The 22,037-nt window shown below is 59.6% G+C and carries 17 protein-coding genes; 9 read left to right on the top strand and 8 right to left on the bottom strand.

All coding sequences use genetic code 11. The annotated features are described in order from the left end of the window. Positions 1-3: 3 nt before the first annotated feature. The 5 genes from DKY63_RS31775 to DKY63_RS31755 all read right to left on the bottom strand — a co-directional run bounded on the left by DKY63_RS31775 (position 4) and on the right by DKY63_RS31755 (position 6,265). On the bottom strand, positions 4-1,557 hold the full coding sequence (locus tag DKY63_RS31775) for an ABC transporter substrate-binding protein (protein ID WP_110968031.1): 1,554 nt from the start codon (positions 1,555-1,557) through the stop codon (positions 4-6). A gap of 65 nt (positions 1,558-1,622) precedes the next feature. Further along, complete coding sequence (locus DKY63_RS31770) at positions 1,623-3,254, bottom strand: dipeptide ABC transporter ATP-binding protein (protein WP_110967761.1); 1,632 nt, start codon at positions 3,252-3,254, stop codon at positions 1,623-1,625. After that, a complete protein-coding gene (locus DKY63_RS31765; protein ID WP_110967760.1) occupies positions 3,254-4,126 on the bottom strand; it encodes an ABC transporter permease in 873 nt (290 codons plus the stop codon). Before DKY63_RS31765 ends, DKY63_RS31770 begins: the two co-directional genes overlap by 1 nt. Further along, on the bottom strand, positions 4,123-5,064 hold the full coding sequence (locus DKY63_RS31760; protein WP_110967759.1) for an ABC transporter permease: 942 nt from the start codon (positions 5,062-5,064) through the stop codon (positions 4,123-4,125). The genes DKY63_RS31765 and DKY63_RS31760 overlap by 4 nt, the downstream gene beginning before the upstream one ends. A 67-nt stretch (positions 5,065-5,131) precedes the next feature. After that, entirely contained in the window at positions 5,132-6,265 is a 1,134-nt protein-coding gene (locus DKY63_RS31755) for a C45 family autoproteolytic acyltransferase/hydolase (protein ID WP_110967758.1), read from the bottom strand. A gap of 363 nt (positions 6,266-6,628) precedes the next feature. Between DKY63_RS31755 and DKY63_RS31750 the strand changes: the two genes are divergently transcribed. Further along, positions 6,629-7,210, top strand: a complete 582-nt coding sequence (locus tag DKY63_RS31750; RefSeq protein ID WP_110967757.1) for a hypothetical protein — start codon at positions 6,629-6,631, stop codon at positions 7,208-7,210. A 67-nt stretch (positions 7,211-7,277) separates the two neighbouring features. On the opposite strand, the gene DKY63_RS31745 is transcribed toward DKY63_RS31750, so the two are convergent. Further along, complete coding sequence (locus tag DKY63_RS31745) at positions 7,278-9,071, bottom strand: alpha/beta fold hydrolase (protein ID WP_110967756.1); 1,794 nt, start codon at positions 9,069-9,071, stop codon at positions 7,278-7,280. 208 nt (positions 9,072-9,279) lie between these two features. Continuing rightward, positions 9,280-10,212 carry a LysR family transcriptional regulator gene (locus tag DKY63_RS31740; RefSeq protein ID WP_110967755.1) on the bottom strand — a complete coding sequence of 311 codons (933 nt, stop codon included), beginning with the start codon at positions 10,210-10,212 and terminating at the stop codon, positions 9,280-9,282. A gap of 115 nt (positions 10,213-10,327) precedes the next feature. On the opposite strand from DKY63_RS31740, the gene DKY63_RS31735 reads away from it, so the two are divergent. The 5 genes from DKY63_RS31735 to DKY63_RS31715 all read left to right on the top strand — a co-directional run bounded on the left by DKY63_RS31735 (position 10,328) and on the right by DKY63_RS31715 (position 16,939). Then, positions 10,328-11,137 carry a gamma-glutamyl-gamma-aminobutyrate hydrolase family protein gene (locus DKY63_RS31735; RefSeq protein ID WP_110967754.1) on the top strand — a complete coding sequence of 270 codons (810 nt, stop codon included), beginning with the start codon at positions 10,328-10,330 and terminating at the stop codon, positions 11,135-11,137. 14 nt (positions 11,138-11,151) lie between these two features. Further along, complete coding sequence (locus DKY63_RS31730) at positions 11,152-12,258, top strand: M14 family metallopeptidase (protein ID WP_110967753.1); 1,107 nt, start codon at positions 11,152-11,154, stop codon at positions 12,256-12,258. A 15-nt stretch (positions 12,259-12,273) separates the two neighbouring features. Further along, the gene (locus tag DKY63_RS31725; protein ID WP_110967752.1) at positions 12,274-13,596 is read left to right on the top strand and encodes an MFS transporter; all 1,323 of its coding nucleotides are present in this window, start codon (positions 12,274-12,276) and stop codon (positions 13,594-13,596) included. Positions 13,597-13,836: 240 nt separating this feature from the next. Beyond that, positions 13,837-15,216: an OprD family outer membrane porin gene (locus DKY63_RS31720; protein WP_110967751.1), complete on the top strand. Its 1,380-nt coding sequence runs from the start codon at positions 13,837-13,839 to the stop codon at positions 15,214-15,216. 79 nt (positions 15,217-15,295) lie between these two features. Continuing rightward, positions 15,296-16,939, top strand: coding sequence for an acetolactate synthase large subunit (locus tag DKY63_RS31715; protein WP_110967750.1), 1,644 nt, complete (start codon positions 15,296-15,298; stop codon positions 16,937-16,939). A 165-nt stretch (positions 16,940-17,104) separates the two neighbouring features. Here the strand turns inward: DKY63_RS31715 and DKY63_RS31710 are convergent, their stop codons facing one another. Beyond that, complete coding sequence (locus DKY63_RS31710) at positions 17,105-17,533, bottom strand: TOBE domain-containing protein (protein WP_110967749.1); 429 nt, start codon at positions 17,531-17,533, stop codon at positions 17,105-17,107. 228 nt (positions 17,534-17,761) lie between these two features. Here DKY63_RS31710 and DKY63_RS31705 point away from each other — a divergent pair, with 228 nt between their 5' ends. The 3 genes from DKY63_RS31705 (at position 17,762) to DKY63_RS31695 (ending at position 21,986) form a co-directional block, all read left to right on the top strand. After that, positions 17,762-18,478 (top strand): TetR/AcrR family transcriptional regulator, encoded by a 717-nt coding sequence (locus tag DKY63_RS31705; protein ID WP_239499355.1) that lies wholly within the window; start codon positions 17,762-17,764, stop codon positions 18,476-18,478. Between the two features lie 183 nt (positions 18,479-18,661). Continuing rightward, positions 18,662-20,353 (top strand): aspartate-alanine antiporter, encoded by a 1,692-nt coding sequence (gene aspT / locus DKY63_RS31700; RefSeq protein WP_110967748.1) that lies wholly within the window; start codon positions 18,662-18,664, stop codon positions 20,351-20,353. A 142-nt stretch (positions 20,354-20,495) separates the two neighbouring features. Next, the gene (locus DKY63_RS31695; protein WP_110967747.1) at positions 20,496-21,986 is read left to right on the top strand and encodes a DUF1254 domain-containing protein; all 1,491 of its coding nucleotides are present in this window, start codon (positions 20,496-20,498) and stop codon (positions 21,984-21,986) included. The last annotated feature ends 51 nt before the right edge of the window (positions 21,987-22,037 follow it).

Below are 22,037 nucleotides of genomic sequence, written 5' to 3'. Positions count from 1 at the left end.
GCGTCACTGCTTGACGCTCACCCCCCACAGGCGCGGCTTCTGGCCGATCCAGGCGTCATAGCCCTCGACCTTTTCATTCAGCGCGACAATGTCCAGGCCGTTGTACATGACGATCATCGGCACCTGATCGATGAAGCGTTCGTGCAGCTGGTCGAAGATCACCTGACGCTTGGCGGTGTCACCCTCTTTCAGCGCCTGGGTCAGCATCTCGATGGCTTGCGGATCCTCCCAGACCTTGCGTGATTCCTTGTCCTTGTTACCCGTGGCCTGCTCGAAACTCAGGGCCGGATCGAAACGTGCCGAGTAAGTGAAGGACATCGCCTGATAACGCCCGCTCTGGTAGCGCTCAAGCTGAGTGCCCCACTCCATGACTTCGACCTGGGCGTTGATGCCCACTGCCTGGAGCATGGCCTGGGCGATGATCGCCAGGTCATAGCTGGGCACCATCGAACGCTTGTTGGCGATGATGGTCAGCGGCTGGCCGCGATAACCGGCTTCCTGCAACAGCTGGGTCGCCTTCTGTGGGTCGTAGGTGAAACCGCGCTGCTCGGCGGTCCCGTAGTAACTGGACGCCACGCTGATGATCGAGTTGTTGGGTACGCCGAAGCCGTTGCTGGTAGTGGCCACCAGTTGCTTGACGTCGATGGCGGCGGCGATGGCCTGGCGGATGCGCTTGTCCTTGAGCAGCGGATCGCGGGTCTGGAACATCAGCACGTTCATGGTCGCGCTGGGGGCGCTTGAGACCTTGAGGCTGGCGTGGGTCTTGATTTCCGGCAGGTCGGTCTCGGTGACTTCGGCCATATCCAGGTCCCCGGAGAACAGCGCCGCCTTGACCGTCGCCTGATCGGGAATGATCACGAAGCGCACTTCATCGGCCAGCGCGGTCTTGCCGCCGGTGTAGCCGTCGCGCGGGCCTGACAAAGGCTGGTAGCCGGCGAATTTTTTCAGCGTCACGTACTGTCCGCGTTTCCACTCGCCCAACTGGTAGGGGCCGGTGGCGACCGGTGTCACGAACTCACCCTGGGCGTTGACCGAAGCCTTGTTCAATACCGCGGTGCCACCGCAATCGGTGCGCGCCAACGTCGCGAGGAACATGCCGCTGGGCTTTTCCAGTTGCATTACCACGGTGTGCGGATCCGCTGCCGTGACGCTGGTCACCTTGGTCAGCCCGCTGCCGTCGAACTCGGGCAGGCAACGCCACTGGGTCTTGGGGTCCATGTCGCGGTTCCAGCTCCAGAGCACATCGTCAGCAGTCATCGTTTCGCCGTTATGAAACTTAACTCCCTGACGCAAGGTGAAGGTGTAGGTCAGGCCATCGGCGGACACGTCGATCTTTTCCGCCAGCAGCGGCTTGACCTCGCCCTTCTCGCCGTAGGCCACCAGACCTTCGGTCATGTGCAGCACCACCGCGTCGGAGCGGTCGTCACGATTGACGCCCGGATCGAGGCTACGAATGTCGGAGTTCATCGCCAGGCGCAGGGTTTGTGCCTGGGCGGCACCGCAACCGATCACGGTCAGCATGCCCAGCGTCAGAGCGTTCAGTAAAAAACGATTCATAAGCGTGTCCTTGATTGAGCTGATACGGGTGAGTGCCGCCACGGGTGCGGCGGCTTCGAGGTCCTTCATGACGCAGCACTGCTGCGCAATTGGTAACTGCCATCGTCCTGACGCACCAACGGATTGGCCGCCGCCAGCAGGCGATGGGTAAAGGCGTGTTGCGGGTGATCGAACACTTGTGCGGTGCTGCCGATTTCCACCAGCCGCCCCTGCTGCATCACGGCCACGCGATGGGCGATACGCTCCACCGCCGCCAGGTCGTGGGAGATGAACAGGCAGGCAAAGCCGTACTGTTTTTGCAGGCGCTCGAACAGCTCGAGGATTTGCTTCTGGATGGTCATGTCCAGCGCCGAGATCGGCTCGTCGGCGATCACCAGTTTCGGGTGGCGAATCAGCGCCCGACCAATCGCCACCCGCTGGCGCTGCCCACCGGAGAGCTGATGGGGAAAGCGCTCGGCGAACACCGGCGACAACCCCACGTCGTGGAGGATGGTGCGCACGCGCTCGGCGCGCTGTTCAGGTGTGAGGCCCGGCACATGGCGCAACGGCTCGGCGAGGATCTGCGAAATCCGCGCCCGTGGATCGAGGGAGGACACCGGGTCCTGGAAGATCATCTGGCATTGCAGCCGATGTTCGCGGTTGGCGCTTTTGAGGATGTCGATGCCGTCGAAAAAAATCTCCCCGGCCACCGGATTGACCAGCCCCACCACCGAGCGCCCCAGAGTGGTTTTTCCTGAGCCGCTGCCGCCGACCAGCGCCAGTGTTTCTCCGGCGGCGATTTGCAGGCTGACCCCGTCCACGGCGCGCTTGGGTTTGCCGCGAAACAGGAAACCCTGACGCCCCGGGTGATCGATGGTGACGTTGCGAATGTCCACCAGCGGCTTGGCCACCGGTGCACTGTCCAGATGGCCGCGAGTCGGCAGCGCCTCCAGCAGTTGCCGGGTGTAGTCAGCCTTGGGACCGAGCAGGATCTGCTGCGTCGGGCCGCTTTCGATGGCCTTGCCGCTGCGCATTACCACCACCTTGTGGGCATGGCGCACCACCAGCGACAAGTCATGGCTGATGAACAGAATCGCCGTACCCTCCTCCCGCGTCAGTTCGAGCATCAGTTCGATCACGTCGGCCTGGGCCAAGGTGTCCAGAGCGGTGGTCGGCTCGTCGGCGATCAACAGTTTCGGGCGCAGCAACATCACCGAAGCCAGCATGATGCGTTGACGCATGCCTCCGGAGAACTCATGGGGGAAGGCATTGAGGCAGCGTTGCGGATCGTCGATGCCGATCCGTCGCAGCATTTCCAGCGAGCGGGCAACAATGGTTTTGTCGTCCAGGTCGGTGTGCAGGCGCATGCCTTCGGCCATCTGCTGGCCGATGGTCAAGGTCGGGTTGAGCGAAACCATCGGTTCCTGGAACACCATGCCGATCTTCGACCCGCGCACCTGGCGCATCTGTTCGTAGGACAAGCTGCACAGATCGCTGCCCTGAAACTCGATGCGCCCGGAGGCGACACGCATCGGCGGCGGCAACAGGCCGATCACCGCGCGGGCGGCCATGGTCTTGCCGCTGCCGGACTCACCCACCAGCGCGACGATCTCGCCGGGGGCCATGTCGAAGTTCAGATGGTCAACCGCCAGCGGTCCGTCGGCGGCCACCTGAATGCAAAAATTACTGACGCGAAGCAAAGGCTTGACGGTATCCATTAGCGACTCATCCGGGGGTCGAGGCGATCACGCAGGGCGTCACCGAAAAGATTGATGCCGATCAGGGCGATGGAAATCATCAGGCCCGGGAAAAAACCCAGCCAGGGCGCCGTGACCAGATGAGGACGGCTGGAGGCCAGCATGTTTCCCCAGGTGGCGGCAGGCGGCGGAACACCGAGGCCGAGGAAGCTCAAGGCGCTCTCCGAGAGAATCGCCCAGCCAAACATGCTGGTGGCCAGCACGATCAACGGCGCCACGCAGTTCGGCGCGATGTGCCGCCACATGGTGTACAGCTCGCTGTTGCCAATCACGCGAGACGCTTCGATGAACTCCCGTTCACGCAGCGACAACACGGTGCTGCGCACCACCCGCACCACGGTGGGGATGTAGGCCAGGCCCAGCGCCAGCACGATGCCGTACTGGCTGGCACCGACAATCGCCAGCAGCCCCAGCGCCAGCAACATGCCGGGGAACGCCAGCAAGGCATCGTTGACCATCATCAGCAGGCGGTCGGTCCAGCCCCGCAGGTAACCGGCGAGCAGACCGAACAGCGTGCCGACACTGATCGCCAGCAACACCGTCAACAGGCTGATCCACAGGCTGGTGCGGGCGCCGATGATGATGCGGCTGAACACGTCGCGACCGAATTCGTCGGTGCCGAGGATGTGCGACCACGACGGTGCGAGGAAGCGGTTGGCCAGGTCCAGGCGCAGCGGGTCGTAGGGTGTCCAGACGATGCCTGCCACTGCCAGAACGATCAGCACAATCAGCAGGCTGCCGCCGATCAGCGCGTTGAACGGCAGCGGGCGCCGATGCCCGGCGGCCTTGGGTGCCACGGTCGGTGGCACGGCAACTTCACTTAAGGTCTTCATGCTTTCACCCGGGGATCGAACAGCGGATACATCAAGTCCACGAGCAGGTTGACCAGCACGTAGACGAATGTGATGAGCAACAGGCAGCCCTGCAGCACGGGGTAATCGCGGGCATAGATCGAGTCGACCATCAGCCGGCCGATGCCGGGGATGGTGAACACGGTTTCGATGACGGCGATGCCGCCCAACAGGTTGCCGAGGATCAGCCCGATCAGCGTCCAGGTCGGCGCGAAGGCGTTGCGCAGGGTGTGGCGCCAGAGCACGGCGCGTTCGGAAAGGCCCTTGGCCCGTGCGTGGGCGATGTAGTCCAGGCGCAACACTTCGATCGAACTGGCGCGCTGCATGCGGATGATCACCCCGCTCTCATGCAGCACCAGCGTCGCCACCGGCAAAATGATGTAAGCCAGCGCCTTGCCGAAATCGGCGGAGAACGGCACGTAACCCACCACCGGCAACCAGCCCAGCTCCAAGCCGAACACGTAGAGCAGCAACAGGCCCATCCAGAATCCGGGGATCGACAGCAGCAGCGTCGCGGTGGTCACCAGCCCCAGGTCGACCAGGGTGTCCTGCTTCCACGCCGCCAACATGCCCAGCGGAACAGCGATCACCGCCGCCAGCGCCACCGCCGTCAACACGATGGTCACACTGACGCTGAACCGCTCCAGAACCAGGGGCAGCACCGCCTGGTGGCTGGTGATCGAGAAACCCAGGTCGCCCTGGAACAATGCCTTGAGCCAGATCAGGTACTGCACGATCAAGGGCTGATCCAGCCCCAGCGATTGGCGCAATTTGGCCAGGCTGGCCGGGTCGGCCATATCGCCCAGCATCAGCAGCGCCGGGTCACCGGGTATCAGCCGAATCATGGCGAACACCGCAATGGAGATCAGCAATAGCGTCGGGACCGCCATGGCCAGACGCTGAACGATCAAACGAAACATGTGGGTTCCTCGATGTGGGTACGCAGCCCTCAAGCGGGCAGATCACAAACCGGCAATCGCCCAGTGTTTACCAGGTGGCGTAGCGCGCATAGTCCGATTCCATCTCCAGACGGTATTGGCCGAAGGTGCGGTTGATCGCCGGCAGGGGCGCGACTTCCATGAAGCCGCTGGCCGGGCGCATCAGAATCATCGCCACGGTGGCCGACAGATTGTCTTCGCCACTGGAGCTGGGGCGCGGTGGGCGGCAGACCGCAAAGGGCTTGCCGAAGTCATCGAAAAACGCGTCTTTCAGGTGTTCCAGGGTCAGGCTGCCATGGAACGGCCGGAGCATTTTCTCGACGCGAATATCGCGATAGAAACTTTCCGGGGCGCCACCGATGCCGGTGTTCTTCAACTTGACTTGCGCCACCGGGCTGCGCCAGTGGTTGGCGTGCACCAGCAGATCATTGACCTCGTACAGCGGGAACACTTCATCGGGCGCGCATTCGTAGTTGATGCCGAACCCGGAGGCGTGGCTGAGCATCATGTTGTTCGAGCCGGATTTTGCCGTCACTGCCACCGCTTTCATCGACAGGGCGAAGTGATTGGCTTCCAGCGCCTTGCGCCGGATCAGTGGCAGAGGCACGCCGAGGGTTTGATAGTCGCGGTCCGATTCCAGGTTGTTGCCGGTGATCGCGGTGCCGATCGAGTTCATGCCGGCCCGCGCCAGGCCGCCAGCCTCGGTGAAGGTCAAAATGTCGGGACCGTCTTCACGGCGGATGTGCAGGACCACGCCGGTCTCTGAACACTCCATGCGCCAGTCCCAGTTCTGGCCGTGCAGCACTTCGTTGTTGGCAGTGGCGCCGGGCAGGATGATCGCGCCGGTGCAGCCGTCCAGTTCCGGTTTGTCCTGCAGGTTGCGCCGCCCCAGATGAATGATCTCGGTGCGGGCGTTGATCATCACGATGGCTTCGAAGTCGTGACCCGAGCCTTCGGCGATGCCGCGCATCTCTTCCAGGTACTGCGGCTCGAACGCTTCGATGTTCGGGATGAACTGATTGACCAGGCGCTTGATGCCGGCCCAGTCGTAACCCATGTCCAGCAGTTGCTGGCCGTAGATTTCAATGCTGCGGGCGATGATCTGCGGGCAGGCTTTGCCGTACTGCACACCACGGGCAAATGCCCCGCCACTGAGTTCGATACACGGAAATAAACCCGTCATGTCCTGCCCTCTGATTGTTTGAGCAAGACACCGAGCAAGGATCAGACCAATTTTGCAAAAACCCAATCAATATTGGCGCCAATTTGGAATCCAATAAATCCACAGCGCCGAAACGCACTGTTTTTGCTCAGGAAAATGGGTAGTAAATTCACAAATGTGTAAAAAAGTGGCAGGTCTGGTTGCGCTGAAAGCATGGTGGCGTAACGGACATTCGCGGCCCTCTCTGCCGGCCTGCATTCCTTCACCTGCTACAGCCCCGGCGTCATTCGGCAGTTGGGAAACGCCGGGCACCCTGAGCGGCCAGATGGCCGCTTTTCCACTGCTATGCTGAATGGATCTGTTTCTATCCCAGAGACGAGAAGCATGGCAGCAATAGGCGAGCATTTACCGTTCATGCTCAAGGCCATGGCCTGCTCAGCCGCAACCCTCCTTATCGCCGGGGCTGCCTTATTGCTGCTCGATTTTTACTTCGAGCTGACGCTGTTGGCAGATGCCACGGGCTGGCTGCTGCGTTTTCGAGATTGGCTGGTGCTTGAAACGTCAATACCCAACTGGGCGCTGCTGCTGACTGTCGCGGTCTTGATCGGCACTCTGTGTGTAGCGATCCACTACGCTCGCATCACGGATGGGACTTACGTTGAGTTACACGAGATAGAGCGAAAAATTTATAAAAAGAACAACCCTCAGTTTCCACGCCTGACCGATAACCAGACGCTGTTGATGGAAGCGTTGGCCTATCACGCAAACTTCAGAAAAGTCGCGAACCTGAACTCGGTTTGCAAGCTTGTCTCGCTCAGCACCGCCGAAGTAGAAGCGGGTTTGAAGCAACTGCAGGCCAAACGACTGGTCAGGCAAAACGTGACAAGGGGTACGTTCGGCGCCATCACTTTTGAGCTGACCCTGGCAGGCAAGGATTATGCGCTGGAGCGGCTTGAACTGACGTGATCCAGACACACTGGACTGCTGAGGCCCACGGTTTGCGTGGGCTCAGCTCAACCAGAAGACGCCAGCCTCAACGCTCCATGACATAGGTACCCGGTGCCGGGCACAGGGCCGGGTACTTGCGCGAGCCCGGCTTCTTCGGTGCAGGCAGGCTGTCACCCGAGCGCTGCCCGATCCATTCACGCCAATGCGGCCACCAACTGCCTTGCTGACGCTCCCCGGCCTCCTGCAGCCAGGCTTCTGGCGTCTCGGCTGCGGCCGGCGCTGCGTAATAGAACGACTTGGGATTGCCCGGCGGGTTCACCAGGCTCTGCAGGTGACCGGCGTTCGACAGCACGTAGGTGGTGTCCTCGCCAAACAGCCGCGCGGTGCCGTAGCAACCCTGCCAGGGGGTGATGTGGTCGGTGGTGCCTCCCACCACGTAGGCGCCCACCTTCACCTGGGTCATGTCGATCGACTCGCCGGCAATCTCCAGGGTGCCCGGGTTGCTGTAGGGGTTCTGCTGGACCAGGTCGAGGTAGTCGGCGTGCAGTTGCGCGGGCAGCCGCGTGGTGTCGTTGTTCCAGGCCAGGATGTCGAAGGCCGGCGGCTTGTTGCCCAGCAGGTAGTTGTTGACCCAGTAGTTCCAGATCAGATCGTTGGGCCGCATCCAGGCGAACATGCGAGCCATGCCCTGCCCGCTCAGCACACCCTTGCGCCGGGAGCTGGCCTTGGCCGCGCGTAGGGCGGACGGCGTGGTGAACAAGCCCAACGTGGTGTCGTCCAGCGCCGAAGGCATATCAAGTACGCACACCGCCCAGCTGGTATTGGCCACCTTGTGGCCTTCGCCCCGGGCCGCCAGCCAGCCGAGGTAAGCCGCCAGGGTGATGCCGCCCGAGCAGGAGCCCCACATGTTCACATCCGGGCTGCCGGTGATCCTGCGCGCCACGTCCACTGCCTGGTCCAGGCACATTGCGTAATCGGACAAGCCCCAGTCGCGATGTTCACGGGTGGGATTGCGCCAGCTGATGACGAACAGGGTAACGCCGCTGTCCTGAATCCACTTGATCAGGCTTTTCTCCGGCGACAGGTCGATGGCGTAGTACTTGTTGATTTGCGGCGGCGACATCACCAGGGGCCGGGCAAAGACGTTTGGCGTGGTGGGCGCGAACTGCAGCAGCTCGAACATCTCATTGCGAAACACCACTTCGCCCTTGGCCGTGGCGATGTTCTCCCCGACCTTGAACGGAGTGCTGTCGACCTGTTGCGGCAGCCCGCGATTGGTCAGCATGTCCTCGCCGAACTGGCGCACGCCCCTGGCCAGGCTCATGCCCCCGGTGTCCACCAGCTTGCGCAGCGCTACCGGGTTGGTCAGCGGTGAGTTGCTCGGTGCCATGGCATCGGCCAGCAGCGCGGCGACGAATCGGGCGCGGCTCTTTTCCAGCGGGGCAAGGTCGGTGGATTCGATGAAGCGGGTCAGCTCGCTCTGGCCGGCCAGGTAGCTCTGCAGCAGTGCGCGCAGGAAGGCGTTGGATTGCCACGCCGGATCGGCGAAGCGCTTGTCCTTCGGGTCCGGCGCAATGTCGGACGTGCCCCTGACGATGCCTCGCATCGCCTTCAGGTAGCCGCCCAGATGAGCGCCAGCCTTGAGCGGCGACTTGCCCACGGCCTTGAGCAGATAACCGGCCGAGCTGGCCAGGTCCGCCGCGCGCACGCTGACCAGCGGATTGCCGGCCAGGGTCTGGTTGGCGGCGGTGCCGATCAGTTCTTCTTGCCGGGTACTGTCCGGGAGATCGCCACTCTTTCGAGCGCGAGTTTTTCGGCCGGTTGCCGAGGGGCGCTGAGTGGGGGTTGCGGTCTCGCTGGTTCGGGTGGATCTGCTCATATCGGCTCTCGTGTTTCGGGGCGCAGTGTTGTTGTGCCCCGACTCTAGGGCAGCCGCGACGGAGGCCACCTTGCATCGCACGACAGCGAGTTTTCATTTCATGACAGGGTGATCCTGGGGCGACGAGCTGGAAAAGCGACCCGCAAGGCAATCAACGGGCAGTTGCAGCCGGCAAGCAATGCATAGCTTGCAAGCGGCAGAACCGAGGCTAAACCGTGTACTTGGAAACCTCTTTTTCTATCTTGATGAAATAGTCTCTTATGATCTCAAAGGCATGTTCCGTAGACGGCACCAGGGTGCGCAGCGCCAACCTTACAATGCCCAACGTCATATCCAGGTTTAACTTTGGGTAAACGTCCAGCGCTACAACCGCTTTGCTTTTCAAGGGTTGATGCATCGCATTGTAGGTCGAGGGGGAGATCATGTTGGACGTGGAAAGGAGTTTATGGATGGTTTCCAGGTTGTTGATGTTGACGGAAAAGTTCTTTTCCAGCGGCAACCTCCATCCATACAGTTGTGAAATGTTGAAGGCCAGTGTGTCGCTGATATAGCCGGACCCGATGATGGGATAGTTCTCCAGCTCGCTGATGGTTATTTTCTTTTTGCCGGCCAGCGGATGGTCATGCCGGACAAACCAACCGTAAGTGCATTTATATAAAGGCTCCGCGATCAGATCCGCTGAACTCGCCGCCGAGCTGACGTCGCCCACGAAAAAATCCAGTTTTTCTCTTCGCAGTGAATCCAGCAACGCATCGGTGCTTTCGACCTGTGCCTGAACCCTCAGGTTGGGTCCATTGGCAATCAACTCGTTGATCAAGGGTGCGAGCAAGTCGACCGCCAACGAGGAACCCAGCCCGAACGCCAGGGGGCCATAGGCGCCGTTCTTCATCAGGCTCAAGGCACGCGCGCCTTCGCGCTCATCAAAGACAATGCGCCGGGCTCGATCCAGGTACTCCAGCGCGTAAGGCGTGGGGTGCAAGCGGCGATTGCTTCTATCAAAAAGAGACACGCGCAGCTCGTCCTCCAGAGCCTTGAGGCTTCTGGATAGCGCCGGGACGCTCAGGTGTACAGCCTCGGCTGCCGCGCTGAGTGATCCGGTGTCCATCACGGCCACAAAATGGTGAAGCTGTCGGGTGTTCATGGGCGGGCCTCCACTTGCAAGTACTGCAAGATATTAGGCGTAAAATTGCAATTTACCTAAATAAAGGTCGCTCCTTACACTCCAGGCCATACAAACCAATGACAAGTACAAATCCATGGCTCACCCATCACCCCTCTCCCCTTCCTCTCCCGTCAAGCCACTGGTCGTCATCGCTGCCGACCGGGTGGAGCGTTACGGTCATCAAGCCCACGCCTTGCTCCACGGTTACGTGGATGCGGTGGTGTCGATTTCCAGAGGAATGCCCCTGGCACTGCCGGCTGATGAAACGGCCATCGATCTGGCCAGTTTGATCGCTCATGTCGATGGTGTGGTCCTGACGGGCAGTCCATCGAACGTTTCCCCTCATCACTATGGAGAAACGGCGGTTGCGCAGGAGGTGATGCTTGACCCGGCACGCGATGCAACGGTTTTGCCGCTGGTCAAGGCACTGGTTGCAGCGGGCATTCCGGTATTGGGGATTTGCCGCGGCTTTCAGGAAATGAATGTGGCCTGGGGCGGGACCTTGAACACCGCTGTCCATGAGAAGCCGGGGGCCATCGACCATCGGGAAGGTGATCAATCCCGACCTGTCCAGGATTGGTACCAGGACTGCCATTCGGTGGAGATCTTGGCTGGTGGCGTGTTGTCGGGGCTGTGTGAGGAAAAAAACGTGCTGGTGAATTCGCTGCACCATCAAGGCGTAGAGAAATTAGGCACGGGATTGAAGGTGGAAGCGCTCGCGCCGGATGGGCTGGTCGAAGCGTTCTCGGTAGAGGGAGCGCCCGGCTTTGCATTGGCTGTGCAGTGGCATCCGGAAATGCGCGTCCATGACAGTGACCTGGCCCGCAAGATATTCGAAGCCTTTGGTGAAGCCTGCCGCCAGCGATCGGTAATTCGTGCCCAATCGTGCATGGCAGGCCGGTGAAAAACGTGAATCCAATGAACACAAAAACAATATCTGAGCTGTTCAGCCAGACGTACGCTGAATCAAGGCAAAAATTCCTGACGGCTGCACAGTCCAGGGGTCTGGCAGTCGATAGTCATGAGCTGAAGCTCAAAGGTGCGGAAGGTGAGACGCTCGCCACCGATGTGGTGCTCGATGGTCCGCTGGATGCCTCCCGAATGCTGATTGTGATCAGCGGGGTTCATGGCGTCGAAGGCTTTACCGGTTCGGCCGTGCAAACCGGTTTGCTCGGGATGGCGCTGCCAAAACCGGACGATGTGTCTGTTTTATATGTCCACGCGATCAATCCGTTCGGATTCTCGCATCTGCGCCGCGTCACCCAGGAAAACGTCGACCTTAATAGAAACTTTATCGACTTCGGTGCGGACCTGCCGCAGAACCCGGGTTATGAGCACATTCATGAGGCCCTGCTTCCGCCAATATGGCCGCCCGAGAGTGACGAAGTGCTGGAGAAGTACCGCCTGGAACATGGTGGCAAGGCTCTGCAACAGGCGATGTCCATTGGCCAATACACATCTGACGATGGCATGTGGTTTGGTGGCCGTGCGCCAACCTGGAGCAACGATACCTTCAGGGACATTCTGCGAAAGTACACGGCGAATGTAGAAGTACTGGCTTCAATCGATATTCACACCGGGCTCGGGCCTTATGGTTACGGTGAAAAGATATTCGCCGGTTATGACCATGACACTTTCAAACTTGCCCAGGATTGGTGGGGCGAACTGACCAATGTGCACACAGGCACTTCTACCAGCGTGGCCATGAGTGGCCCGATTCAGACCGCTATTATTCAAGAGTGTGCCAGTGCCAGGCACATCGGTATTTGTCTTGAGTACGGCACTTACCCACTTGAACGCGTGATCACGGCACTTAGAGCCGATCATTGGGCCCACCGTTATGGTGCGCGCTTGACCGCAAAGGGATCAGCAATAGCCCGCCATCTCAAGGACACCTTCTACCCCGACGAGCTTGAGTGGCAGCGCATGGTTTGGGAGCAAGGGGCGCAAAGCGCTGTGCAGGCCCTTGCCGGCCTTGCTGATTTGCGCCAGCCAAAAAGCCCAGTGACCGTGAATTTCAACTAACGCGATGATCATTAAATGAATAATCAAACAATATCTGAAATGGTCGATATGAGCGGCTCAGTCGCCGAAGCGGCCACTGATCATGGCACCATCAATAAAAAGGCGATTGCGGCGGCGGTCGCTGGCAATGCCCTTGAGTTCTATGATTTCGTCATTTATGCGTACTTCGCTGTTTACATTGGCAAAGCGTTTTTCCCGGTGGCTGGCGAGTACGGCAGCCTGATGGCCGCCGTGGCAACCTTTGGCGTCGGTTTTTTCGCGCGCCCATTGGGCGGCATTCTGATCGGCGCCTACGCCGACCGGGCAGGACGCAAGCCCGCCATGATTCTTACAGTCGCCATGATCACGATCGGTACGATCGGTTTGGCGATGACACCCAGTTACCAATCGATCGGCATTGCCGCGCCGATCATTGTCGTCATTTGCCGCTTGATTCAGGGTTTGGCGCTGGGTGGAGAAGTCGGACCTGCAACTTCGCTGTTGATTGAAGCCGCTCCCCCTCATCGTCGCGGGTTTTATTCCAGCTGGCAGATTGCAAGCCAGGGCATCGCTGTCGCGGTGGGTGGCGTACTGGGTGTTGCACTGTCCCTGTGGTTGAGTGTCGAGCAGCTGGCAACCTGGGGATGGCGTGTTCCGTTCTTCCTGAGCCTGGTGCTGATTCCAATCGTTATCTACATGCGCAGGGCCTTGCCGGAAACCCATGAAGCCGCGCAAGAACGATCAAGTTCTGAAATCGTTGGCGTTGTCATTCGTGAGCATAAAAAGGTGTTGCTGCTGGGTGTTCTGCTGTTCGCTTCGATCGGCGTTGCATCGCAAATCGGCAACTACATGGTCAGTTACGCCGTACAAGTACTTAAATTGTCTGCGCCCATCGCCCAGGGCAGCGTACTGGTGGGCGGACTCGTGACGTTTGTTTTTGCGCTTCTGGGCGGTTTCCTCAGCGATCGCCTGGGCAGAAAGATTACTAACTTCATTCCCCGGGTTGCTTTGACCCTGGCCATTGTTCCGCTGTTCTTGTGGCTGGTGAATGCACCGACTTTGCTCACGCTGTTCACGGTGAATTCGGTGATTGCGGCACTGACCGCCATGTTTGCCACTGCCGGCCTGGTACAGATACCTGAGTTGTTGCCGATCGCCGTCCGCAGCACGGGATTGTCTTTGGTTTATGCGCTGGGTACAGCGATATTCGGCGGGACCACTCAGTTCGTCGTGACCTGGCTGATTGCGGCAACTAACAGCCCAATGGCGCCGGCATGGTATTTGGCGGGAGTCAGTGTTGTAAGTCTTCTGGCCATGCTGTTCTTGCCTGAATCAAAAAACATGGACGTTCGAAAGTGATGTATCGGGTTCGTTGAAAAGCTCGATATCGCTAGTTAACTGTATTTGGTTACATGCCTATCCGAGCCTTCTTAAAGTGTGAATCCATTCAGCATTAGTCGATAGGGCGCTGCACTCTTCTTCTCTCCTGGAGTTGAGCGCCCTTTCCATTGATGTTTTTCGTTGCGATTCAAATTCGGTGTTGTCGAGAGCGGTTGGCTTTCTTAGTCCTGCCTAATAATAAAAATGTCGGTGTTAAATATGATGCGTATGCAGCGTACTGTTTTGCCTTTGGTCTTTCTTGTAGCGACACCTGCGGCCCTGGCGGAAAATGCCAGCCAGGGTTTTATCGCTACCCAGCTCAAATCCAGCAGTGCCCAGGATGAAGCGTCTGGCCTGATGGCCGGGCAATCGCTGTCAGGAACCACCAAGAACTTCCTGTCCAAGGAGCAAGCGGACCGCAACAGCACATTTTTCATCAAGAAAGGTGATGGCTCGCTGGAGAAAACAGATCGTCGAGACACCTGGGTACAGGGCACGATCCTGGACTATCGCTCCGGTTTTACTCAAGGCCAGCTGGGTCTTGGCGTTGAAGTGGCAGCCTATAACGCCATTGCCCTGGAACAGGGAAAAGGACGTATTGCCGGTGGTGGCAATCGGACACTGACCGACAGTGACGGCAATGCCGTCGATCAATGGAGCAAGCTGGGGCTGGCAAACATCAAGGCACGGGTATCCAACACGACGCTGACAGTTGGCCGGCAGAACATGCAAACGCCCATGATTGCAAACAACACTAACAGGGCACTGCCTTCAAGTTTCGAGGGTATCAGCCTGAACAGTGTCGAATTCAATAACCTGAGTTTCGACCTGGGCGCATTTGACAAGGTATCTCCGCGTTCGGAGCAAAGTACGACGGATATCGTCTCCGAGTACGGTAACCGCAACGTGTCGAGCGACGCCGCTTACATTGCAGGGGCGACCTACACACCCTTTGCAAACTTGAAGACAAGCGTTTATGCAACTCAAGTTGAAGATTTCTGGAATCAATACTATTTCGGCTTTGTGCACAATGCGGGAAATCAAGCGGCATTGGGGCTGAACACGTCGTTCAACTACTATAAAACCAATGATCAGGGCTCGGCCAAAATGGGTCCCATCGATAATGATGCTTATAGCCTCGCATTTAAATTGACGCATGGCGCCCATGGCCTGGTGTTCGCCTGGCAACAGATCAATGGCAATGAATACTTTGACTATATTCATGAAAGTAAAGGGACGACGCTGGCCAACTCGTTCTTGTCCAACTACAACGGGCCCAATGAAAAGTCAGTGCAACTGGCCTACCTTTTCGATGCAGCCCCCTATGGTTTACCGGGGCTGACCTTCTATTTGTACAACGTGCGTGGCTGGGGCATCGATGGCACTCATTACCAGGGTAACAGTTACCCTTCAAAACGCTCCGATGGCGATAAACATCAGGAGTCGGGTCTCTTGAGTTCATACACCCTGCAAAGCGGTGCACTGAAAAACAGCAGTCTTCAAGTGGGTTATGTGGCGCATCGCGCGACCCCCAATGAAATCGATGGCAGTGTCAAAGAGCTTCGGATAGTGACAACCATTCCGTTCAACCTCTTCTGAGCCGACATGACAGGGGCCGTGCATGGGCCCCTGCCCTGCAATGCCAATCCCGACAATATTCCGTGAGGTTACAAGCAAGATGGCCAAGGCCGCCGATGTCGTTGTGCAATGCCTGGAAAACGAAGGTGTCGAGTATGTGTTCGGCATTCCCGGCGAAGAAAACCTGGACCTGCTGGAATCCCTGCGCCAATCGCCAATCAAGCTGGTGCTGACTCGCCACGAGCAGTCCGCAGGTTTCATGGCCGCCACCTACGGCCGCCTCACTGGCAAGACCGGCGTCAGCTTGTCGACCCTCGGCCCTGGCGCGACCAACCTGGTCACCGCCGGTGCCTATGCCTATCTGGGCGGCATGCCGATGCTGATGATCACCGGGCAAAAGCCGATCAAGAAATCCAAGCAGGGCCGGTTCCAGATCATCGACGTGTGCGACATGATGGCGCCCATCACCAAGTACACCCACCAGCTGGCTTCAGCCGACAACATCCCTTCGCGCATGCGTGAAGCCTTCCGCCTGGCAGAGGAGGAAAAGCCCGGCGCCGTGCACCTGGAACTGCCGGAAGACATTGCCGCCGAGCAGACCGACAGCTTGCCTATCCCCCGTAGCCTGCATCGCCGCCCGTTGGCCGAGCACTGTGCCATCGACGCCGCGGTGGAGAAGCTGGAACAGGCCCGTAGCCCGATCCTGGTGATCGGCGCCGGCGCCAACCGCAAGATGACCGCCAAGGTCCTCAAGCATCTGATCGAAAAGACCGGCATCCCATTCGTGACGACCCAGTTGGGCAAGGGCGTGGTGGACGAGCGTCATCCGCGCTTCCTCGGCAATGCCGCATTGTCCTCGGGTGACTTTGTGCACCGAGCGGTCGAAGCGGCGGACCTGATCGTCAACATCGGTCACGACGTGATCGAGAAGCCGCCGTTTTTCATGGTGCGCGGCGGTACCGAGGTCATCCACATCAACTTCCGTTCCGCTGAAGTCGATGCGGTGTATTTTCCGCAAATCGAGGTGATCGGCGACATCGCCAACGCGGTCTGGCAAATCGGCGAGGCGCTGAACGACACCACGCATTGGGACTTCACCCGCCTGCTGGCGATTCGTGAGGCCAACGAAGTGCAGATCGCCGAAGGGGCTGATGACGACCGCTATCCGGTCTATCCGCAGCGCCTGGTGGCCGATGTCCGCCGTGCGCTGCCGTCCGAGGGCATCGTGGCGCTGGACAACGGTATCTACAAGATCTGGTTCGCCCGTAACTACAAGGCGCACAAGCCGAACACGGTACTGCTCGATAATGCGCTGGCGACCATGGGCGCCGGCCTGCCATCGGCGATGGCTTCGCACCTGGTGTACCCGGATCGCCCCGTGATCGCGGTGTGCGGCGATGGCGGCTTCATGATGAACAGCCAGGAACTGGAAACGGCAGTGCGCCTGAACATGCATATCACCGTGGTCATCCTGCGTGATGACGGCTACGGCATGATCCGCTGGAAGCAGGCGAACATGGGTTTTACCGATTTCGGCCTGGATTATGGCAACCCGGATTTCGTGAAGTACGCCAAGGCCTATGGTGCCCATGGCTATCGCGTGGAAAGCGCCGGAGGCTTCCTGCCGCTGCTTGAACACTGCATCAAGACCCCGGGCGTGCATGTGATCGACTGCCCGGTCGATTACAGCGAGAACGACCGCATCCTCAACAGTGAATTGCGCGAGCGGTCATTGGCGGTCTGAGTTTCATCCGGACTCTCGGGGAAATGATCTGCGCTGGGACCCAGGTCGCTTTTGAGAGAGCGCTGTTGGCCGATTGCTGCCGGGCACGATCATCAGCAATCGGCCAACCCTCATCATTCATGCCCTACCCTGCAGCTTGAATGATCGATCCTTGGCTTCTGCACATCAGGCCGGCACCGCCAAAATGATGTGCGACGCCTTGATCACCGCCGTCGCGCTGGCGCCCGGCTTCAACCCCAGCTCCGCAACGGCATCGCGGGTCACGATCGAATACACCTTCGAACCACCGGCCAGTTCGATGACCACTTCGGCGTTGACGGCGCCGTCGTTGACACTCAGCACCTTGCCTTGCAGGCAATTGCGGGCCGAGAGGCGAATGTCGCTGGACTCGGTCATCAGCATGACCCACGGCGCCTTGATCAGGGCGATGGCTTCCTTGCCCACCGTAATCGGCAGGTTGCGGACGCTTTCCAGGGTCACCACGGCGACCAGTTGTTCACCGCCCGGCAACTTCAAGCTGACTTCGGCATTGACCGCCCCCTCTTGAACCTGGGTGACCTGGCCCTTGAGGACATTACGTGCACTGACTTTCATGGGGAGCTCCTGGCAGATGTTCTGGTTGGGAATTCGCAACAGCCTCAAGCGTAGCGCAGAGTCCGGACATAAAAAGTGCCCCCGGGGGCCTCTGGCATTGCGATCAGACGGGCAAGTCTTCATACAACTCGCCGTCTGGCAAGAAAGCGTAGGTCAATCGCTATATATTTTTGTATATTGCGAAGCACGATACCCAGGACAAAGCCATGCCCCCGGCTTCAACCCGACATGATGAAACTTTCAAACTACGAAATCGGCGACCTGTGCAGCGCGCGGGATCATGCCCTGAACAAACCCAGCATCCGCCAGAGGAATCATCACCTGATCCTGAAAGCGGCCAGTGAAGAGTTTTCCGTCAACGGCTTCAACGCCACCCAGACCCGTGATATCGCGGCACGCGCAGGCATTCCCAAGGCCAATCTCTACTACTACTTTCAAACCAAGGAGAACCTCTACGCCCATGTGCTGCTCAGTTTTGTCGAGCCGCTGCTGAAGGCTTCAGCGGCATTGCGCGACAACGACGACCCGACAGAGGGTCTGCACGCCTACATAAAGGCCCGGATCCGGATCATTCGGGAAAACCCGTACAGCTCCAAGGTCTTCAGTCACGAATTGCTCTTCGGTGGCAAGCATTTGCCTGACAAGTACAAGCACCTGCTGCAAGCCGAAGCCCAGCGCAACGTCGAATACCTGAGCCGCTGGATTGACCGTGGCCTGCTCGCCCCCGTCGATCCTGAACATCTGATGCTCACCATCTGGTCGGCCACCCGGACCTATACCAACCTGGGTTGGCAGATGGCGCTCATCAGGGGCACGGCAGAACCCGACGATGCCGACTATGAACGCGCGGCGGCGACCATTACCCGCATGGTGCTGGGTGGCGTGCTGGGTGGTGCAATGCCGAAAATGGAGAGCGGGATCAAGCTGGCGGCATTTGCAATTTGAACGAGAACATCCGCTGTCTCTGGTAATGCCCAAGTTCAAGGCCGCGAATCTGGCAATACTTCGCCGCTGAACTAGGCTGCGCTCTACATGCTCTGCCCTTGCCCTGCGAGTTCGGCACAGAACTGCGGAACAAAGGCTCACGAGCCCTGGCGTGCGCATCGCCCGTTGAACGGAGTCTGCCCCATGCTCGATTTTTTCCTGAACGCCCTGCGTTCCGACCCGGAAATCGCGGTGTTCCTGGCCATCGCACTGGGCGTGTTGATCGGGCGTATCCACATTGGCAGCTTTCATTTGGGTTCCGTAGCCGGTGCGTTGTTGATGGGGTTGCTCATCGGGCAGATCGGCCTTGAAGTGCCGTCCGGGTTGAAGTCGGTGTTTTTCGTGCTGTTCATCTATGCCGTCGGCTTCAAGAGCGGGCCTGAGTTTTTTGGCAGCCTCAATCGCGGCACCCTCAAACTGGTGGTGCTTTCGGTGGTGCTGTGCGCGACGGCGCTGGGTTCGATTCTGCTGATGAACGCGATTTTTCATTTCGATGCCGGGTTCACCGCCGGGCTCGGTGCCGGCGCCCTGACGGATACGGCGATCATGGGCACGGCCACCAGCGCCATCAACCAGTTGACCCTCGACAGCGCGGCCAAGGCCCAACTCAACAGCCACATGGCGATTGCCTACGCGATTACCTACCTGTTCGGCACCATCGGCCTGATTGTCTTCGTCGGCAGCATTGCGCCGAAACTGCTGGGGGTCGACCTGAAGGCCTCGGCGCGGGAACTGGAGCAACAGTTGGGCATTGCCAAGGACGAGGACGCGCTCACCGTGCCTTACACGCGCATTGTCGTGCGCGCCCATCAGGTGGCCGCCAATGGCCAGGCCAAAGGTCGGCGCATTGCCGATATTGAAAAGCTGCATGAGTTCCTGAGCGTGGAACGGGTCGTGCGCGCCGGGCACGTCATCGAGCGTGATGAAGGATTCACCCTGATGGAAGGCGACATCATCGGCGTGTACGCCTTGCGCGAAGCCGTCGGCAGCCTCAGTCACCAGATGGGCCCGGAAATCGATCACCCCGAGGCGCTGTCCTTTCCCACTCGACAGGCCGACATCGTGCTGACGTCGAAGGAGTTTGCCGGCAAGACCATTCACCAGGCCAGGGCCCGGCTGGAAAACACTGGGCGTCTGGGCTGTTTCCTGAACACCATCACCCGTCAGGGTTATGACCTGCCGCTGTTGCCCAATACCGTGCTGCGCCGTGGCGACGTGATCAGCGTGACCGGCCGTACCTCAAGCGTCGACTGGCTGGCCAAGCGCCTTGGCCGGATTCGTCAGCACAACTACAAGAGCGATATTGCCGTGCATGCCTTGGGCATGGTGCTGGGGTCGCTGCTCGGCCTGCTGTCGACGCATATCGGCATGATCCCGGTGGAGCTGGGTATCGGCGGCGGTGTGTTGGTGGCCGCCCTGGTGATCGGTTGGTACAACTCGCGCCACCCGGAAATCGGCGCCTTGCCGGCCGCTGCCCAGTGGGCATTTTCCGAGTTCGGCTTGACCGCGTTCGGCGCGGTGGTCGGCCTGCTGGCCGGGCCCGCCGCGTTCGCCGCGATGAAGGAACAAGGCCTGGCGCTGCTGTTCTCGGGCGCCGTGGTGACGATCCTGCCGCCGCTGGTGGCGCTCTACTTCGGTCGGTACGTCTTGCGCCTTCACCCCATGATTTTGTTCGGCGGCCTGGCGGGCGCCCAGACGGAAGCGGCATCGATGAACAAAATCATCGAGCAGTCCGGCAGCAACACTCCGGTGATCGGTTTTACCGTGTGCTATGCCATTTCCAATGTGCTGCTGGCGGTGTGCGGGCCGATCATAATTTTTGTGGTCGCGGGATAGTTCGATGCGACGCGGGGTACAAGTGCTCCCACGCGAACAGCACCCGTTCACCACCCTTCCCTCCCGGAAACCTCTACTACACTGCTTCGAGCTACAACCTCCGCGGTCTACTAAACATCTTGCTTGCCCACAGGAGTTGCCAATGAGAGCCATAGATGGATTGATGACTCGGATGTCCACCGCCGTGCTTCCCTGCCTGCTCGCATCGGCGATCGCCACCTGTGCCATGGCCACGGCGCAGGCAGCCACCGAACCCTTGGGTGGCCAACCGCCACCGGGTTCGGCTGCCTCGGTCAAGGACTTCGACTACCAGATCAAATACCAGCGTGCGTTCGAAGCCATCCTGTGGAACATGCCGGCCATCGCCATCTACTCGTTCCGCCGTGCCGCCGAGAAGGACCTGGGCTACAAGGACAACGACATCATTGCCTATTCGGCGACGGCCACGCCTCAGCTCGAAGCCATTACCGCCAACAGCACCACGCCTTACATCGCGGCCTACACCGATCTGCGCAAAGGCCCGGTGGTCCTGGAGATCCCTACGGCCAGTGCTGAAGGCAGCCTGTACGGCCAGGTGGTGGATGCCTGGCAGCTGACGATCGCCGACGTCGGCCCGGCCGGACTCGACAAAGGCAAAGGCGGCAAGTACCTGTTCACTGCACCGGACTACAAGGGGGCCATTCCCAAGGGCTACATCCACGTCAGCTCGCCGAACTACCGCATCGCCCTGGCCTTCCGCTCGGTGCCGCCAGCGGGCAAGACCGCCAAGGATGCCTACGCCTACGCCAAGCGCCTGCGCATGTACTACCTGTCGGAAGCCAAGTCACCACCCCAGCAGAAGTTCATCGACCCCGCCCATGAACGCTACCCGACGCTGCCGTTCTACGACGAACGTCATTTCGAGGACATGCACGAGATCATGAGCGTCGAGCCGGTACGCGAACACGACAAAGTCATGATGGGCATGTTGTCGTCCCTGGGCATCGTCAAGGGCAAACCCTTCACGCCGGACGAAACCGCGAAACGGGCCATGCACCAGGCGGCGATCGATGCCTGGTTCTACCTCCAGCAATGGTTCGACACCGAGATGTCCAAGCGCGTGTACTGGCCAGACCGGCACTACGTCTCGCTGTTGCAAGCCGATACCAACCGCGAGTTCAAGTTCATCTACGACGACCGTATCGACCTCATCGAACGCGCGGCGGAATACTTCTGGTGCACCTACATGCCCAAGGTGCTCAGCAACTCGCCGGCCACCTCCTACCAGATGGCGATGGCCGACAAGGACGGCAAACCGCTGGAAGCCGGCCAGCTCTACAAGCTCGATGTGCCCAAGGACATGCCGGTCAAGCAGTTCTGGGCGCTGACGGTCTATGACCGCGCCACCTTTTCGTTCATCTACAGCGACAGCAACCGCACCACGCTGTCGTCGTTCGATGTCGAGAAAATGAAGAAGAACGCCGATGGCGGAGTGACGATCTATGTCGGCCCGACGGCCCCGGCAGGCGAGGAAGCCAACTGGATTCCCACCTCGGGCAAGCGCCCCTTGCCGGCCATGCGTTTCTACGGCCCAACCGAGGCGTTCAACAACAAGACCTTCAAGCTGCCCGACTTCGAACGGGTCAACCCCTGAATGCTGTCTGCCACCTTCGATAACCAAACGACAGGGCTGGCCCGCCAGCCC

This window comes from Pseudomonas putida, from assembly GCF_003228315.1.
Taxonomy (GTDB): Bacteria; Pseudomonadota; Gammaproteobacteria; order Pseudomonadales; family Pseudomonadaceae; genus Aquipseudomonas; species Aquipseudomonas putida_S.
The sequence above is the reverse complement of the archived record's forward strand: the minus strand, read 5'-3'. Positions and strand labels throughout refer to the sequence as shown.

Excerpts from the sequence above, each read along its gene's own strand:
- DKY63_RS31725 (WP_110967752.1), top strand. The coding sequence starts at position 12,274 with ATGAATAATCAAACAATATCTGAAATGGTCGATATGAGCGGCTCAGTC.
- DKY63_RS31735 (WP_110967754.1), top strand. The coding sequence starts at position 10,328 with ATGGCTCACCCATCACCCCTCTCCCCTTCCTCTCCCGTCAAGCCACTG.
- DKY63_RS31740 (WP_110967755.1), bottom strand. The coding sequence starts at position 10,212 with ATGAACACCCGACAGCTTCACCATTTTGTGGCCGTGATGGACACCGGA.
- DKY63_RS31765 (WP_110967760.1), bottom strand. The coding sequence starts at position 4,126 with ATGAAGACCTTAAGTGAAGTTGCCGTGCCACCGACCGTGGCACCCAAG.
- DKY63_RS31730 (WP_110967753.1), top strand. The coding sequence starts at position 11,152 with ATGAACACAAAAACAATATCTGAGCTGTTCAGCCAGACGTACGCTGAA.
- DKY63_RS31775 (WP_110968031.1), bottom strand. The coding sequence starts at position 1,557 with ATGAATCGTTTTTTACTGAACGCTCTGACGCTGGGCATGCTGACCGTG.
- DKY63_RS31705 (WP_239499355.1), top strand. The coding sequence starts at position 17,762 with ATGATGAAACTTTCAAACTACGAAATCGGCGACCTGTGCAGCGCGCGG.
- DKY63_RS31750 (WP_110967757.1), top strand. The coding sequence starts at position 6,629 with ATGGCAGCAATAGGCGAGCATTTACCGTTCATGCTCAAGGCCATGGCC.
- DKY63_RS31710 (WP_110967749.1), bottom strand. The coding sequence starts at position 17,533 with ATGAAAGTCAGTGCACGTAATGTCCTCAAGGGCCAGGTCACCCAGGTT.
- DKY63_RS31720 (WP_110967751.1), top strand. The coding sequence starts at position 13,837 with ATGATGCGTATGCAGCGTACTGTTTTGCCTTTGGTCTTTCTTGTAGCG.
- DKY63_RS31755 (WP_110967758.1), bottom strand. The coding sequence starts at position 6,265 with ATGACGGGTTTATTTCCGTGTATCGAACTCAGTGGCGGGGCATTTGCC.
- DKY63_RS31760 (WP_110967759.1), bottom strand. The coding sequence starts at position 5,064 with ATGTTTCGTTTGATCGTTCAGCGTCTGGCCATGGCGGTCCCGACGCTA.
- DKY63_RS31745 (WP_110967756.1), bottom strand. The coding sequence starts at position 9,071 with ATGAGCAGATCCACCCGAACCAGCGAGACCGCAACCCCCACTCAGCGC.
- DKY63_RS31770 (WP_110967761.1), bottom strand. The coding sequence starts at position 3,254 with ATGGATACCGTCAAGCCTTTGCTTCGCGTCAGTAATTTTTGCATTCAG.
- DKY63_RS31715 (WP_110967750.1), top strand. The coding sequence starts at position 15,296 with ATGGCCAAGGCCGCCGATGTCGTTGTGCAATGCCTGGAAAACGAAGGT.
- aspT (WP_110967748.1), top strand. The coding sequence starts at position 18,662 with ATGCTCGATTTTTTCCTGAACGCCCTGCGTTCCGACCCGGAAATCGCG.
- DKY63_RS31695 (WP_110967747.1), top strand. The coding sequence starts at position 20,496 with ATGAGAGCCATAGATGGATTGATGACTCGGATGTCCACCGCCGTGCTT.